This window comes from Oceanospirillum sediminis (genome assembly GCF_014164585.1).
Classification (GTDB): domain Bacteria; phylum Pseudomonadota; class Gammaproteobacteria; order Pseudomonadales; family Halomonadaceae; genus Oceanospirillum; species Oceanospirillum sediminis.
The window spans coordinates 16,323-32,287 of the sequence record NZ_JACJFM010000038.1 but is presented as its reverse complement, the minus strand read 5'-3'; the positions used below and the strand labels follow the sequence as shown (position 1 = coordinate 32,287).

Annotated in this window: 13 protein-coding genes; 7 read left to right on the top strand and 6 right to left on the bottom strand. The window is 48.6% G+C overall.

What is annotated here, in order from left to right; all coding sequences use genetic code 11:
- The first annotated feature begins 16 nt into the window (after positions 1-16).
- The 7 genes from H4O21_RS20100 (at position 17) to H4O21_RS20070 (ending at position 9,373) form a co-directional block, all read left to right on the top strand.
- Positions 17-1,360 (top strand): glutamine synthetase family protein, encoded by a 1,344-nt coding sequence (locus H4O21_RS20100; protein WP_182810688.1) that lies wholly within the window; start codon positions 17-19, stop codon positions 1,358-1,360.
- 425 nt (positions 1,361-1,785) lie between these two features.
- Positions 1,786-2,898, top strand: a complete 1,113-nt coding sequence (locus H4O21_RS20095; RefSeq protein WP_182810687.1) for a polyamine ABC transporter substrate-binding protein — start codon at positions 1,786-1,788, stop codon at positions 2,896-2,898.
- Positions 2,899-3,170: 272 nt separating this feature from the next.
- The gene (locus H4O21_RS20090) at positions 3,171-4,361 is read left to right on the top strand and encodes an ABC transporter ATP-binding protein (RefSeq protein WP_182810686.1); all 1,191 of its coding nucleotides are present in this window, start codon (positions 3,171-3,173) and stop codon (positions 4,359-4,361) included.
- 44 nt (positions 4,362-4,405) lie between these two features.
- Positions 4,406-5,314, top strand: coding sequence for an ABC transporter permease subunit (locus H4O21_RS20085; RefSeq protein ID WP_370463941.1), 909 nt, complete (start codon positions 4,406-4,408; stop codon positions 5,312-5,314).
- Positions 5,314-6,123 carry an ABC transporter permease subunit gene (locus tag H4O21_RS20080; protein ID WP_182810684.1) on the top strand — a complete coding sequence of 270 codons (810 nt, stop codon included), beginning with the start codon at positions 5,314-5,316 and terminating at the stop codon, positions 6,121-6,123. The genes H4O21_RS20085 and H4O21_RS20080 overlap by 1 nt, the downstream gene beginning before the upstream one ends.
- A 209-nt stretch (positions 6,124-6,332) precedes the next feature.
- Positions 6,333-7,076 (top strand): glutamine amidotransferase-related protein, encoded by a 744-nt coding sequence (locus H4O21_RS20075; RefSeq protein WP_182810683.1) that lies wholly within the window; start codon positions 6,333-6,335, stop codon positions 7,074-7,076.
- A gap of 218 nt (positions 7,077-7,294) precedes the next feature.
- Positions 7,295-9,373, top strand: coding sequence for a methyl-accepting chemotaxis protein (locus tag H4O21_RS20070; RefSeq protein WP_182810682.1), 2,079 nt, complete (start codon positions 7,295-7,297; stop codon positions 9,371-9,373).
- A gap of 23 nt (positions 9,374-9,396) precedes the next feature.
- Here H4O21_RS20070 and H4O21_RS20065 read toward each other — a convergent pair whose 3' ends face one another.
- The 6 genes from H4O21_RS20065 to H4O21_RS20040 all read right to left on the bottom strand — a co-directional run bounded on the left by H4O21_RS20065 (position 9,397) and on the right by H4O21_RS20040 (position 15,900).
- Positions 9,397-10,107, bottom strand: a complete 711-nt coding sequence (locus tag H4O21_RS20065; RefSeq protein WP_182810681.1) for a response regulator — start codon at positions 10,105-10,107, stop codon at positions 9,397-9,399.
- A gap of 123 nt (positions 10,108-10,230) precedes the next feature.
- Positions 10,231-11,910 (bottom strand): ATP-binding protein, encoded by a 1,680-nt coding sequence (locus H4O21_RS20060; RefSeq protein WP_182810680.1) that lies wholly within the window; start codon positions 11,908-11,910, stop codon positions 10,231-10,233.
- Entirely contained in the window at positions 11,907-13,268 is a 1,362-nt protein-coding gene (locus H4O21_RS20055) for a sensor histidine kinase (RefSeq protein WP_182810679.1), read from the bottom strand. Before H4O21_RS20055 ends, H4O21_RS20060 begins: the two co-directional genes overlap by 4 nt.
- Positions 13,269-13,294: 26 nt before the next feature.
- Complete coding sequence (locus H4O21_RS20050; protein ID WP_182810678.1) at positions 13,295-13,708, bottom strand: MmcQ/YjbR family DNA-binding protein; 414 nt, start codon at positions 13,706-13,708, stop codon at positions 13,295-13,297.
- 149 nt (positions 13,709-13,857) lie between these two features.
- Entirely contained in the window at positions 13,858-15,081 is a 1,224-nt protein-coding gene (locus H4O21_RS20045) for a serine hydrolase domain-containing protein (protein WP_182810677.1), read from the bottom strand.
- 183 nt (positions 15,082-15,264) lie between these two features.
- On the bottom strand, positions 15,265-15,900 hold the full coding sequence (locus H4O21_RS20040) for a LysE family translocator (RefSeq protein WP_182810676.1): 636 nt from the start codon (positions 15,898-15,900) through the stop codon (positions 15,265-15,267).
- Between the last annotated feature and the right edge of the window lie 65 nt (positions 15,901-15,965).

Here is a 15,965-nt window from a genome sequence, read left to right as displayed (position 1 = left end):
TCGAGAGAGAGTTTATATGTCTTCCAGCTCCGACAATCAAAAACAATTTGATCTGTTTATCACTGATCTGAACGGTAATCTGCGTGGTAAGCGTATGCCAGCGGGTGCATTAGGCAAGGTGATGGAAGAAGGCGTTAAGTTACCACGGTCTGTCATCGGCTTTGATTTCTGGGGTGATGATGTTCTGGAAAACGGCCTGGTGTTTGAAACCGGAGACAGTGATGGCGTTTGTATGCCGGTTCATGAAACACCGGTACCCGTTTCCTGGGCGAAATCACCGAGAAACCAGATTCTGGCAATGATGTTCAATCCGGATGGTTCGCCATTCAGTGCTGATCCTCGTCAGGCACTGACTGCGATTGTGAATCGTTTTAAAGCACTGGGCCTGACTCCGGTTGTGGCAACAGAGCTGGAGTTTTACCTGCTGGATGGCGAATCAGAAAAAACGCAGCGTCCCCGGCCTCCGGTCATGACGGAAGGACACGGTCGCCGCCTGACCGAGACAGATTGCTACTCCATTGATGAGATGGACAATCTGGAAGAGTTTTTTGCAGAAGTACGTCAGGTCTGTGAAGAACAGGGCGTTCCGGCAGATACCATTATCTCTGAGCTGGGAGCCGGTCAATTCGAGATTAACCTGAATCATGTCCCCAACCCTATGCTGGCAGCCGATCAGGCCATCATGTTCAAACGTCTGGTACGGGGAGTTGCACGTAAGCATGGCTATGGCGCTACCTTTATGGCCAAGCCTTACGGTAATAAAAGCGGTAATGGCTTCCATGTTCACTTCAGTCTGATTGATCAAGAGGGCAGAAATGTCTTCGACAATGGTGGAGAAGAAGGTACTGATTTGCTGAAACACGCCGTAGCGGGTCTGATGCACACTATGGCCGATAGCATGCTGGCTTTTGCACCAGGTATGAATTCCTATCGCCGCTTTATGGCTGGCGCTCATGCACCGACATTTGCCAGCTGGGGTTATGAAAACCGCACGGTAGCTATTCGTATTCCGGAAAGCCCCTGCGTAGCTCGTCGTATTGAACATCGTGTTGCCGGTGCTGATGCCAACCCTTATCTGGTGCTGGCGACGATCCTTACCGGAGCGCTTTATGGTATTGAGAATAAGCTGATGCCACCGGCTCCGGTAGAAGGTGATGCCTATGCCGAAGCGAATCAGGATCTGATTCTGCCGAACAAATGGGATGAAGCCACTGAGATTTTCAGTCAGAGCGCAGTACTGAATCAGTATCTGGGTGAAGAGTTTATCCGGGTATTTACTGCCGCTAAACGCCAGGAACAGCGCAAGCTTCACGAGCAAATTTCAGATGTCGAGTATGAAGCCTATCTGGGCTATCTGTAATATCCGGGGGCAGACCATTCAGGTCAGCCCCTTTTTTCTTGTCTGCTGTGATATTGGGTGCAGACAGAAAACCCCTCACAGATGGGGACAGAAAAATACCCATTGAGGGGTATAGGGATAGAAGGGAGGCGTCACTTACATTCGATAATACCGGTTTAACCCGGAACAGCGATTTGACTGGCTGCTTACAGTGCTGATGTCTGAAGCCGCCGTTAACAGAGATCTCCGACTGATCTCTACGATAACAACAACAAACAACCAGGTTCTGCTATACGGCTGATAATCCTCTTCAGAGGTAAAAAAAGAACCAGGCCCATGTCTGTTCAGATATGAGTTAACGAGCCTACCGGTTAACTGTCCGGGTTAACCGTGATGCTCGTGCTCAGATGTTCTGCCCGGACAGAGCCAGAAATGGAGAAATATCAATGCATCGCCATACACATCTTTTCAAAAAAACAGGACTGGCTGCCACTGTCTCTCTGGCACTGACAGCAGCGCTATCTGCTCAGGCAGAGGAAAAAGTGCTGAACGTTTATAACTGGTCGGATTATATGAATCCGGAAGCCATTACTCAGTTCGAAAAAGAAACCGGTATCAAAGTGAACTACGATGTTTACGACTCCAACGAAGTGCTGGAGGCGAAACTGATGTCCGGTGGTACGGGCTATGATGTGGTAGTACCAACCGGTGCATTCCTGGAGCGTCAGGTCCAGGCCGGTATCTATGCTGAAATTAATCACTCTGAACTGACCAACTATGGCAACCTGGATACGGCGATGATTGATAAAGTCAGCCGACACGATGCTGGAAATAAGCACAATGTGCCCTACACCTGGGGGACTATTGGTCTGGGTTATAACGAAGAGATGATCCGTGCCCGTCTGGGTGATATGCCGGTGAATACTCTGGATCTGATTTTTAAACCGGAAGTTGCTGCTAAGCTGGCCGATTGTGGTATTGCTCTGCTGGATTCTCCGGCAGAAGTCATGTCTATCGCACTGAACTATATCGGTCTTGACCCTAATTCTGAAAAAAAATCGGATCTGAAACAGGGTGAAACACTATTGAAGTCGGTACGCTCCAGCTATAAATACTTCCATTCTGGTAAATATATCTCTGACCTGGCCAATGGTGAAGTCTGTGTCGCCCTGGGTTACAACGGCGATATCCTGCAAGCTCAGGGCCGTGCAGAAGAAGCCGGTCAGGGTGTAAAAGTAAATTACACCATTCCGAAAGAAGGCACTCTTGTCTGGTTTGATCTGCTGGCGATTCCAGCGGATGCACCACATCCTGAAGCCGCGCACAAATTTATCGACTTTATTCTGAAGCCGGAAATTAGCGCCAGTATCTCTAACTATGTTTACTACGCGGTGGCAAACAAGGCCGCTGAGCCTCTGCTGAATGAAGATGTGCGTACTAATCCGGGCATCTATCCTTCTGAGGCGGTAAAAGCCAATCTGTTTACGCAGAACGCTCATACTGCCAAATTTGATCGCATCCTGACCCGTTCCTGGACCAATGTAAAAACGGGACGTTAATTTTCCGGATATCTGATCACCCGTGTTGATTACTGAACGATCAGCCCGAACCAGTTTTACTGGTTCGGGGGAGTTTCAGGCAAAAGGTTTTTGCAGCCCTTACAACGCAACTTGTCCCGAGACAAGCTCAGGCCAGAGGCTTAACCGCTTCATACCGATGATCGGATGAGTTAACGCTGAAAACCTTTTACCAGAGATTCCCTATTCATTTCTGAAGCCTGCCAGCCGGTAAGACTACAGAGTTAAATAATAAAAAATAACGAGGGTTTGTTATGACGTCCTCTCAGACAATTGATTTTTCGAGCAAGGAAACGGAAGTTTCCGGTAAGGATAAACCGGCGACTTCATCTGTTCCTCTCTGGCAGCAGGAAGGCGCTGAACCTTTTCTCAGAATTGAAAATATCACCAAGAAATTCGGTGATTTCACAGCAGTGGATAATATTTCACTGAATATTTATAAAAACGAACTCTTCTGTCTGTTAGGTGGTTCCGGTTCGGGTAAAAGTACATTACTCAGAATGCTGGCAGGGTTTGAAACGCCGACCAGTGGCCGTATCCTGATTGATGGTGTGGATATGGCGGGTGTCCAGCCCTGGGATCGCCCGGTCAATATGATGTTCCAGTCTTATGCTTTGTTCCCTCATCTGACCGTAGCAGACAATATCGCCTTTGGCCTGAAGCGTGAAGGTGTAGCTAAAGCCGAGATTAAACGCCGGGTACAGGAGATGCTGGATCTGGTACAGCTGGGACATCTGGGCAAACGTAAACCTCACCAGTTGTCCGGTGGTCAGCGTCAGCGTGTGGCTCTGGCTCGTTCTCTGATTAAGCGCCCTAAGTTGTTGCTACTGGATGAACCGCTGGGCGCACTGGATAAAAAGCTCAGAGAGGAAACCCAGTTTGAGCTGATTAATATTCAGGATGAACTGGGTGTTACCTTTGTTGTGGTGACTCATGATCAGGAAGAAGCCATGACTCTGGCATCCCGGATCGGTGTTATGAATCATGGTGTGATTGTTCAGACTGACGAACCCCATGATGTGTATGAATACCCGAACAGTCGTTTTGTTGCCGAATTTATTGGTTCGGTCAATCTGTTCGAAGGTGTGGTGATTGAAGATGAACCGGATACGGTAAGAATTCAGTCTGAAGAAGCCGGTGGTGTGCTCTATATCAATCACGGTATCAGCTGTGCGCCGCATCAGGTGGTTCATGTGGCGGTCCGTCCGGAGAAAATCCGCCTGGGCCATGAGCAGCCTGAGCAGAAAGAAAATTGCCTGCACGGGCGTATTATGGATTTTGCCTACATGGGCAGTCTGACGGTGTTCAAAGTGCGTCTGGACAGCGGTAAAGAAGTTCGGGTCACGCAACCAAACTTTAATCGGGAAGTGGGTGAGCGTTTTACCTGGGATGATCAGGTTTACCTGTCCTGGACTGAAGACAGCAGCGTGGTATTGACATCATGAGTACTACATCACGCTTGCCATGGATTGAAGAATCATCATCTCTGATGACGAAGTATAACTTTATCCGCCGTATTAACTGGGGACGTCTTTCCGTTGTTGCCGTACCCATGTTATGGCTGGGCATCTTCTTTTTTATACCTTTTCTGGTGGTGTTCAAAATATCACTGTCAGAAACAGCCATTGCAGTACCACCTTACACCTCATTGCTGGAATGGGATCTGGAAGAAGCGTATATCAACCTGAAGCTGAACCTGGGCAACTACCTGTATCTGTTTGAAGATGCTTTCTATCTGGATGCTTATCTCAGCTCGATTAAAATTGCAGCGGTCTCTACATTTTTTACTTTACTGGTAGCATTTCCCATCGCTTATCTGATTGCCCGTACTGAAAGTTCTAAGCGTGGCGTATTGCTGGCCTTGGTGATTCTGCCATTCTGGACCTCTTTTCTGCTACGTGTTTACGCCTGGATGGGGTTTCTGAAAAAAAACGGTATTGTGAATGAGTTTCTGCTGGGCATTGGCATTATTGATCAGCCATTAACACTGCTGCAGACCGACTTTGCGGTATATATCGGTATTGTTTATACCTATCTGCCATTTATGGTGTTGCCTTTGTACAGTGCGCTGGAAAAGCTGGATATAACGCTGCTGGAGGCCGCAGAAGACCTGGGCTGTCGTCCGGCCCAAAGCTTTTTCCTGATTACACTGCCGCTGGCTCTGCCTGGTATTGTCGCAGGTTGTTTGCTGGTATTTATCCCGGCAGTCGGTGAGTTTGTGATTCCGGCATTGCTGGGTGGTTCAGATACTCTGATGATTGGCCGGGTGCTCTGGGATGAATTCTTCCTGAACCGTGACTGGCCAATGGCTTCTGCCGTAGCCATTGTCATGCTGATTGTTCTGGTACTGCCAATCATGCTGATCCGCAATGGTCAGGGTAAAGAGGAGTCTATCTGATGAAGCGCAGATCTTTATTTCTGAATACCACCGCAGGTCTGGGCTTTCTGTTCCTGTATGCGCCGATAATTGCACTGATTATTTACAGTTTTAATAAATCAAAACTGGTGACTGTCTGGGGTGGCTGGTCCCTGAAATGGTATGTCGAGCTGTTTAATAACGATCAGATCATTGATGCGGCATTGCTTAGTGTAAAAATTGCCTTTATCAGTGCCACGCTTGCGGTGGTACTGGGAACGATGGCCGGTTTTGTACTGAGCCGATTCGGACCATTCCGCGGCAAAATGGTGTTATCTGGCTGGATTACCGCACCTCTGGTGATGCCGGAAGTTATTACCGGCTTATCTCTGTTGCTGCTGTTTGTCGCGTTAGAAGGCATGTTTGGCTGGCCCGCTGGCCGGGGCACGGGCACCATTATTATTGCACATACGACCTTTTGTATGGCTTATGTTGCGGTGATTGTTCAGGCTCGTTTGTCCAGTATGGATGAGACGCTGGAAGAAGCGGCGATGGATCTGGGGGCTAAGCCGTCATCCCTGTTCTTCCTGGTGACACTGCCGCTGATCGCCCCGGCGATTATCTCAGGCTGGTTGCTGTCTTTTACTCTGTCGCTGGATGATCTGGTAATTGCCAGCTTTGTCTCTGGTCCGGGTAACAGCACACTGCCAATGGTGATTTTCTCTAAAGTACGTCTGGGGGTAACACCTGAAGTGAATGCGCTGGCGACTCTGATGATCGCTATTGTTGCCATTGGTGTGATCGCCGCCATGTACCAGATGCGCCGACAAAATCGCATGATGAGTTCATAACAGCGTTTACGCATCAATCGCTCCAAGTGTGGTGCAGGTGTTTTACCGGCCACACTCAGCAGCCCGTTACGCATCACATTGAATATTAAAACTCCTGCTCCTGAGACTTGAAGGGCAGGGATGAGTTGTTCTGTCTTTTTATATTTGTGACTAATCAGTCAAAGCGTATAACAGTCAGAATAAAGCACTACACATATACAGGTAAGACAATGAAACTCGGTATTCTGGCAACCGGTATCACACCGGATGAACTGATTGAGCAATACGGCTCCTATTCGGATATGTTTATCCAGCTGTTTGATCAGGCAGGCTTCAGCTTTGAATATGAAGTCTATGATGTCAGGGAAGATCTGTTTCCGGCTGGCGCGGATCAGTGCGATGGCTGGATCATTACGGGATCGAAATTCAACGTATACCACAATGATCCCTGGATGCAGCGCCTCAAAGCGCTGATTCTTGATATCCATGCTTCTGGCAGGCCTATGGTCGGTATCTGCTTTGGGCATCAGATTATTGCAGAAGCCTTTGGAGGTCGGGTAGAAGCGTTTTCCGGTGGCTGGGGTGTTGGTCTGCATCGTTATGAGCTGTGTGGTTCATCAGAGTTTATAAAGCAGCCCGGTGTCGCAGAGGCAGGATCTTTTGCTATCAGCTCTATGCACCAGGATCAGGTCGTGGTTAAACCGGATAATGCCGAGACGTTTGCCTGTTCAGACTTCTGTCAGTATGCCGGGCTGGTATACGACAATCAGATTCTGACCTTCCAGGCGCATCCTGAGTTTAACCTGGCTTATGAAGAAGAGCTGATCGAGTTACGTAAAGGCAGTGTGATTCCTGAGCAGACTGCCGAAGACGGTCTGAAAGGCCTGCGTACAAATCATCCTAAGGCGGATTCTTTGATGGTTGCTGGCTGGATGGTGCGTTTCCTGAACGACCGTATGGCGATGGAAGCCTGATATTCTGTACTGAGCTAAGTGTCTCGAAAACATAGCGTGTTATTGAGAAGCGTGATTAAAAATGTTTTGCCTGATCCGAGCGTGTTCAGGCAAAGCATTTCTGACATCTTCTGATCCATCGTATCTGACAAAATTTTCATTGCAGCGCCTATCACAATAATAAGGCCGGTATCAGGCAATGTTCTGAACGGGCTGAATAAAACGGGACATTAATACTTATGACTTCCCATTCCCCCTATACTGCAACAAACACTCGCTTTTCTGGCGGCATCCGGTTTTCTATTGCCCAGAAAATCACGCTGACATTCAGCCTTATTCTGCTGTTATTTATGGCATCGTCTGCTATCTCCTGGCAGAGCTTTAACCATGTACGTTCCCAGATTACTCAGGTGACAGAACAGGCAACTCCCGGTTTGCAACTCAGCCATCAACTGAAAGCGGTTCTGGCAGATATACGGTATGAGTTACTGTTATTTGTCACCGGCCACCTTAAAGTGCCGGATAATACTTCTCCTGATCTGTATATGAAACGCTTTCTTGAACAGAAACAGTCTGACTTTCAGCAGCAACAAACCCAGTTGTCTGTTTTATTACAAGCAGGGCAGGTTAGTTCAGAGACAGCTTCGGTTTTACAGCATATCTCCGCACAGTCAGATGCTATTTTTAATCTGGCCTATCAGATTGTTGAGCAAAAGACATTATTCGCCCGTTATCAACAGCATAAGCAAGAGCAGTCTGAAGAGTTTGACTGGCTGTATCGTGAGATCGTTTATACCTTTGAAGATTTGCTGGAAGATCAGTTTGATTATGAGTATCTCAAAGCGATCAAGCCGTTAAGAGACCTGATCGCTTACAACAATAGCCATATCGAGGCGTTCCTGCAAAGTGATGCGCCTGATGCCGCCGGGCGTTTATATCAGAAGATCACCGGCAGCATTGAAAAAGCAGACACAGACATTGAAGCTGTAAAACGGGTTGATCAGGAAGCCTGGGAAAGCATTAATGAAACTTGGTTACCTTTTCGTGAACAGCTACTGACAGAAAACAAAATGCTACAGGCACATCTGGCAGGCCTGAAAGCCTTACAAACATCAGAGCAGTTATTACAGAGTATTGAACAACGAACTCAGCAAAATGATCAGCAGATGGATCAGCTAATTACAGATGCCGTTGAACGGGCTGCAGTAGCAGGCCTGAGTACCCGCGGTACAGCCGATAAAGGACAGTGGCTGACACTGACTGGAGCTATCCTGGCGGTGATATGTTCCCTGCTGTCCGGGCTGGCGCTGGTGCGTTATATCCGCCGATCTCTGAATCAGGTAGTGGCTGGTATGTCTGAGATGTCTCAGGGGAACCTGACGCTTAATTTGCCTGTTCAGGGGCGGGATGAACTGGGCTATCTGGCGCTCAGCAGTAATCAGCTGGCAACCGGTTTAAATACGCTGGTTATGCAGATTATCCGGACGATAAAAGAGGTTCTGCAAACGGCGGATCATGGCCGTAAAATCAGTCATCAGGCGTTAACGGCGATGTCAGAACAAAGTGCAGAAATGGAGCGGCTGGCTGCCACCACCACAGAAATGGAAGCCAGTGCAGCAGATGTGGCACACCACGCAGAAGCAACACTGCAAGATGCGGTCAATGCGGAACAAGCTTTGTCTGCTGCAGAGCAAACGCTATTAATGAATAGCGAGCAGATCCGACAGCTATCTCAGGCCATGACAGACACCATGTCTCATATCCATCTGTTGCATCAGAGCAGTGAATCCATTGGTGATGTGATTACTGTGATTCAGAGTATTGCTGAACAAACTAATCTGCTGGCTTTGAATGCGGCGATTGAGGCTGCCCGCGCCGGGGAAAGCGGCAGAGGTTTTGCGGTTGTGGCTGATGAAGTACGTTCTCTGGCAACACGGACACAAGGATCGGTCAGTACCATTGAAGAGATGGTACAAGCGTTACAGGAAGGTGCAGAGAAAAGTGCAGCAACGCTGAAACTATGTTGCCAGCAGGCAGAATCCTGTAGTGATGAGGTTAATCAGAGCTGTCATGAACTGCAGACGGTATCTGCAGCCGTTGTGAATATGAGAGAGAAAAATGCTCAGGTCGCGACAGCAACCATGCAGCAGAGTATGACCGTCTCGGAAATGAACCAGAGTTTATCGGACATTAACCAGATTATGCTGTCGATCAAAGAAGGGGCATCTTCCTCTGTCAGGCACAGTGATCAGCTGCAGGTGCTGGCAGAGTCTCTGGATCAGAGTGTGCGTTACTTTAAGACTTCAGATAGAGCCTGATCATCAGATCAGGCTTGTACTGACTACCTCTGATCCAGCCCGCCTGGCACAAAAATATAGCCTTTGCCGCGTACCGTTTTGATCAGTCCGGGCTCTTTGGCATTATCACCCAGTTTCTTTCTTAACTGGCTAATAACGGTATCTATACTTCGATCCAGACCATCGTATTCACGGCCCAGAATACTGCGGGCGATAAACTCCCGTTCCAGAATAGTTCCCGGATGAGCGCTCAGAAGGTCCAGCAGATCAAACTCCATGGTGGTTAAAGGGACGGGGATGCCTCTCAGAGTCACTTGTCTTTGCTGAGTGCAAAGGGTTAGTCCCGGAAACTGTCTGAGTTCTGAAGGAGAATAGGCCGTAGTAACAGCAGGCGTAGACTCTCTGCGTAAGAGAGACTTGATTTTGGCCAGTAGCAATCTGGGATTAACCGGCTTAATCAGATAGTCATCAGCTCCCAGTTCCAGCCCGACAATATTGTCGATTTCGCTTTCCTTGGCAGTAAACATCAGGATCATTCCGGAATAATGTGCACGAATATCCCGGCAGATGCTCAGGCCATCTTTGCCTGGCAGCATCAGGTCCAGAATAATCAGATCAGGCTGCTCACTGAGGATACGCTGTTCAGCCTGAGCACCATCAGGCTCTGTACCAACCGTAAAACCTTCCATTGTGAGGTAGTCTGAGATCGATTCTGCCAGTGACAGGTTATCCTCTACCAGTAATATCTTATGCATAACCCTATGATTCCAGAGAATTAATTATGTCGCTTATAACCAGAGATTAACATGATGCAGCGTTATCCGGACAACTTCTACAGGCTACAGATGCTGCCCGGTTTTTGTGCCTTTGGCCATATTTCAGTCTGAGCCGGTCTGGTGTTGTTCTTCTGACTGGTAAACTGGCAGGGTTATCTGAAAACAGGTCCATCCCGAAGAAACCTCAGACATTACACTGACTTTGCCATTGTGAGCTTCTGCAATGGCTCTGACGATAGATAAGCCAAGGCCCGCACCACCGGAGTCACGGTTGCGGCTCTCTTCCAGACGGACAAAGGGCTGGAATATACGTTCCTGATCCTGCTTGTCGATCGGCTGACCATCATTTTCTACACTGATCACACAATGAGTGCCGATTTGACCCGATTCCACCTGATTAAGCGTGACACGGACCTGACTGTCGGCATGCCTTAATGCATTGTTAATCAGATTATCCAGTGCCCGCTGTAAATAGTGATTGTTCAGCTGACACAGAGCCTGGCATTGGCTTGCGGCTATGGTCAGGGTTTTGCCATCAGCAGCATGCTGCGCTGGTAAATGTTGCCATTTATTCTGCACCTCCTGCCAGAACTCGGCGAGTGGTTCTGTGTTCAGAGGCATACGAACCACCTGATGCTCAAACCGGCTGAACATATCCAGTTCGGTTTGCAGTTGTTTTATTTCTGTCAGTGATGCCTGCATACGGCGCATAATTTTTTGTTTTTGCTCAGGGTTGTCTGCCCGGCGATACAGCTCCAGTGAAAAACTGAGATTGGTCAGAGGGGTGCGTATATCATGGGAGATCGCATGGCTGAACGTCTGGCTCTGCTGACGACTGAAATCCACACGGTCAGCCATGGTGTTCAGCACTTCGGCCAGGGGGGCTAACTGCCCGGCTGCTTTTAACGATAAACGCTGGCTGAAGTCTCCCTGAGCGCACTGCTGGCAATATTGTTTAATCCGGCCAGAGAAACGCCATACTGGCCAGAGCCAGAGAGCAACAGGCAGACCTATCATACCGGCCAGCATCAGAAAATAAGCGGCCAGAGCACTCATCTGATAACGGGAGACGGCCTCGCCTGTGACCGGTCCCTGTACAAGTATTTGTTGGCTGTTACCGATTCGGCTGAAAGCCATATCGGCGGACTGCTCGTATTCTTCCTTTGGCTGAAAAGTGATTCCGGTCTGTTGCAGTGCTATTTGCTGGCCAGCTGTCAGCGATAAACTCTCCAGAGCGTGCAGAGCATAGGGTATGCCATCATCGGGCTGTATCTGTTGCACAAGGTCGGACCATTGTGATTGAGGAAAACGCAGGAGAATAGCCTCGATCAAACGAGCGTTACCCGTCAGTCCTTTTTCTATGGGGGATTCCACATGACCGGTATCCATATCGATATTCTGTATCACCAGAACCTGCGGGCGATTGGTGCGTACTTGTTCAGATAGCAGATAGTGATTCAGGCTATCCGGATCAAAGATATGCGTTTGTTGCTCCAGTTGCTGCCATTGTTCGTCTGATAATGACAGCTGTTCGATAGCCTGATAACCCAGATAATAGCCAAATTCCGGCTGCAGGCTATCGACTTGCCGTTGGCGTTCAGAAGGTGGAAAGCTTTGCAGGTGTCGCTCAAGCAAGGCTCGGGTTCCCTGAAAGCGGTGGTGTTCAATCATGGTCATATGAGGTGACCATAAATCGAAGATACGGGATATCTGACTGGCCTGACTAATACTGACCAGCAGAATAATAAGTATCAGTAATTGCAGAAAAAAGCTTTTCTTCATCGCTTTTCTCCTGAACCGGATTCTGGAACAGAAGCCGTGTGAACCCTGGTTTTATCTGTTACAGGTTTTGTGGTGTCTTTGGTGGTATCCGTGAAAGATGTGTCTTCTGAGCGCTGGCGGGCTTTGATCAGGGCATCCGATGTTAACTGGCTGAGCTGATCCACTTCTTTTTCGATCAGCCAGGTCATCTGCTGTTCGGTACAGGCTTCCGGCAACTCTCCGGCTTTATTGGAAACGCTTGAAGTGGTATCTGCTTCGGAAGTCGATTTAAGATGTTTCTCCAGTTGATTCAGACCGGTTTCAATCCCCGATATTCTGGAATCCATCTCCCGGCTCAGGGTCTGGATAAGACGTTGATTGGCTTTAAAATCCGCTTCAATATCTTCTGCCATTCGGTTAAAGGTGTCTGTCACCGGATGAAAATGACTGAAGCGATAGCGTCGGGCCCGGTCAGGCATCTGGCCCATTGCAAAACGCCTGGCACTATTGATCAGAGAGCGAGACGCTCGCCAGGTTGGTAACAACCAGAGTGATAACAGCAACAATACCAGCAGTGACATACTGCCCTGACTGATCAGTTGATAGCGGTCCAGTTGTTGCTGAACAACCAATGAAGCCGGACCCGCAACCAGTACCTGATTACTATTATCCAGTCGCTGCATAAAATAATCCAGCCCGGAGCCATAGTTCATCAGGTTGCGTTTATTGCTCACTGCAACGGCCCGCCCCTGTTGAAGGGCTTCTTTTTGATAAGCATTAAGACGTATGCTGTCATGCTGATCGGTTAGTATCTCCTGTATGGAGAGCAGAGTGACAGGATAAGGAAACAGAGCAGACGTTTCGGCCATAATCTTCGGCCATTGCTGTTCAGGCTGATTCTGAAAGCGCCGCTGTAACAGAGCCAGAGTTCCCATACTTTCAGCTTCTGCATCTGTGGTAATGTTGACCAGGGTTTTATCCGGGCTGAGCAGAATCAGTATCTGGTCTGAATCAGGGATACCAATAATAAAATGCTCTGATTGATCCAGAAAAATAAGCTCTCCGTTACTGAGTCTGTTCAGAGTGTTATCTGATAGTGAGTGGGCTAATAAATGAGATAGCTGATCTGTCCTGGTCATCTGTATTTCAACCGGATACAGGCTTTTTACCTGTGCAAAGGCCTCAGGGCGCTGCTCTTCAGACTGCAGAGATAACCAGTAAGCCGCAGTATGAGCACTGGTGGTGACGTAGTAGTGACTCAGGCGCTGCAGAAAGGGTTTCATCAGATAGCCGCCCAGATGCTCTGATGCCAGTGAGGGCAGTAACATACCCGCTGCGAGCATGACCAGTAACAGCGTCAGAAAAAATGACTTCTTCATAAGAATAATCTGCCCGAAGACCAGGCTCAGCGATAGATTTCTTCGGCAGAATAGTGCAGCTCCAGCTGAGCACGTTCTGACTTTTTCAGCCCTTTAACCACCAGACCATAAGAGCGATCTATTAATCGTTCTATTTCATTCGCTGGCATAGATACTTTCAGAACCACGCTGATCCAGTGCTTTTTTGACATATGGTAGGCGGGCAGTACTTCCGGAAAAATATCTCTGAGCATAAAGGCTTCATCAGGATCACATTTAAGGTTCAGAAAATCGCACCCTGCAAACTCAGTACCCAGTTCTTTACCAGACTGTCCGCTGGTGCCCAGCAGGGCAAACATTTTTCCTCTGACTTTAAAGACTGACACATCCGGTCCGAATGGATAGTCCTGGGTCGCTTCCGGGCGGGACAGGCAATAATTAACAGTATCCTGGTAATTCATTATTTCTCTCCTGAGTAAACACAGATTCGAATAATACCTGTCGTTCAGACCCGGAAACAGTGACCGGGTTACTTTGATAACCCGCCCCGTTGCAGATAAAGCACTGGCACTGTGTACAGCAGATATGTCTGCTGACTTAGTCCGATGTTTTAGTCCAGGTCTTCAGCATAATCCAGCAGTTTTTCCATCAGGTGTTGGTACTTACTGTCCATGCCGGGAAAGTCATCATCGCCATTTGCCAGCAGAACCAGCCCCAGCGATTTATCCGGATCATAAAACATCATGCTGAAGGCCCCCGGATCCGATCCACTATGGCCTTTAAGCGTGCGGCCGTAACTGGTCACGGTGTACCAGAATATCCCGTGGCCGTTATTATTATCCCCGGATAAAGTCGCCTGCATCAGAGCGGCGCTGTCAGAGCGGATAATTCGGGTGTCATTGTGCTTACCCTGATTCATCATCATACGCAGATAAACTGCCAGGTCTCTGGCGCTACTGCGCAACCCGCCATCCGGCCAGGTCGATAAGCTGTACAGTGGCAGAGGAATAGGTTGCCCGGTATCCGAGCGCATATGAGGCCGGGCGATTCGGCTGGTATCAAAGTCACTGAGCTTCCAGCTGGTATCGGTCATGCCCATAGGGCTGAACAGATTGTATTGGGCATAATCTGCCAGAGACTGCCCTGTTTTCAGCTCCAGGGTGTAACCTGCCAGCGCCGCCCCGATATTAGAGTATTGCTGTTCTCCCTGTGTGGTGAAATTTGTCGGATCATAATACTGACCATCTTCTGCCAGGTAACTACGCAGATACCCTGCCAGATTTGTCGAAACCTCAGAAGAGCAGGTTATATCAGTATAGTTACTGACCAGATACTGAATATTGCCCCCGGCATCATGGGTGTAATAAGCGCAGCCATAATAGTCATTGTCGGTAATTCCTCCGGTATGGGTAGCCAGGTGTCTGAGCGTCAGAGAATCTGTTTCTGGCGATGCCAGTACAAAGGGGGCGGATTGCGCCAGGGTTTCAGGCACTGAGGTATCCAGGCTCAGCAACTGCTGATCTCTGGCATGCATGATAGCCGTACCCATGACGGCTTTACTGATGGAACCGAGCCAGAAAGGGGTATCAGAGCCCACTTTATTTAATTGACTGGTATCCAGATGGCCAAAACCTTTGGCAAACAGTGTTTTTTCATCAGAGACCAGCGCCAGGGCCATGCCCGGTATCTGATCCTCTTTCATGGTGTCATTAATCAGCTTACGAATTTTTTCTTCAGCCTCAACTTTGTCAAAAGCTTCTTTAAATGAACTGCCATTACAACCTGATAACGTTATTGCTGTGCCGCATAGCACAACAGAAAGCCATTTGTTCATACTGAACCACTCCGGAAATCTCTCTAATCTGTGCCTTCAGCTTATCCTCAGAGCCGGTCAGAGTGGTTCGGGAAGTGTCGGGTTTTGTCAGGCTTTGTCGAGTTATCTGCAAAGCCTGAGCTCATCAGTAAAGACGGGGTGTCTGAAAAAACGGGCTATCCAGATTCGGAGTTGAAGCACGCTTTACCCGGCTGGTTTCAGAAACGCCAGTTTAGCCCCAAAGCCGATAAATACAGCCCCCGTCACTGATTTCAGCCAACGGGAAAAAGCGGAATTCCGGGATACCTGCTTTATGCGGGCCAGCAGCATGACCATGACCGAAAACCAGGCCAGATTAATGATTGCGTGCAGGACGACCAGCATAAATGCGGCCGCAACACTGTCGTCGACAGGGATGAACTGTGGAAAAGCAGCCAGATAGAACATGGACACCTTAGGGTTCAGGGCGTTGGTCAGAAAGCCTTCCGCAAAAGCACTTGTCAGTGATGTTGGCTTACTGGTTCCCTCAGCGTTATTCTGAACAGGCTTGTTTTGCCATGCCTGCATCAATGATTTGATACCGATCCAGCAGAGATAAGCGGCTCCCAGCAGTTTGAACAGGGTGAACGCCTGAGCAGATTGAACCAGAAGCACCGATAATCCGAATACAGACAGGCTGCCATGAACAAAGAATGCCGCAATAAAGCCCCCGATGTTGGCAAACCCAGCCGCTTTACCAGAAACAGGGACTGTTTTCGCAATTAAGACACCGTTTGGTCCGGGTGAAATAACCAGCAGTGCCGCTACCAGCATAAAACTGAATATTTGTATGATATCCACGTTCTGGAACCCTCCTAATAAGAGCAGGTCAATTGTGCTGCACAGGATACCCGCTCATCAGGGAA

Coding starts and splice junctions, on each gene's coding strand:
- H4O21_RS20100 (WP_182810688.1), top strand. CDS start 17: ATGTCTTCCAGCTCCGACAATCAAAAACAATTTGATCTGTTTATCACT.
- H4O21_RS20095 (WP_182810687.1), top strand. CDS start 1,786: ATGCATCGCCATACACATCTTTTCAAAAAAACAGGACTGGCTGCCACT.
- H4O21_RS20090 (WP_182810686.1), top strand. CDS start 3,171: ATGACGTCCTCTCAGACAATTGATTTTTCGAGCAAGGAAACGGAAGTT.
- H4O21_RS20085 (WP_370463941.1), top strand. CDS start 4,406: ATGACGAAGTATAACTTTATCCGCCGTATTAACTGGGGACGTCTTTCC.
- H4O21_RS20080 (WP_182810684.1), top strand. CDS start 5,314: ATGAAGCGCAGATCTTTATTTCTGAATACCACCGCAGGTCTGGGCTTT.
- H4O21_RS20075 (WP_182810683.1), top strand. CDS start 6,333: ATGAAACTCGGTATTCTGGCAACCGGTATCACACCGGATGAACTGATT.
- H4O21_RS20070 (WP_182810682.1), top strand. CDS start 7,295: ATGACTTCCCATTCCCCCTATACTGCAACAAACACTCGCTTTTCTGGC.
- H4O21_RS20065 (WP_182810681.1), bottom strand. CDS start 10,107: ATGCATAAGATATTACTGGTAGAGGATAACCTGTCACTGGCAGAATCG.
- H4O21_RS20060 (WP_182810680.1), bottom strand. CDS start 11,910: ATGAAGAAAAGCTTTTTTCTGCAATTACTGATACTTATTATTCTGCTG.
- H4O21_RS20055 (WP_182810679.1), bottom strand. CDS start 13,268: ATGAAGAAGTCATTTTTTCTGACGCTGTTACTGGTCATGCTCGCAGCG.
- H4O21_RS20050 (WP_182810678.1), bottom strand. CDS start 13,708: ATGAATTACCAGGATACTGTTAATTATTGCCTGTCCCGCCCGGAAGCG.
- H4O21_RS20045 (WP_182810677.1), bottom strand. CDS start 15,081: ATGAACAAATGGCTTTCTGTTGTGCTATGCGGCACAGCAATAACGTTA.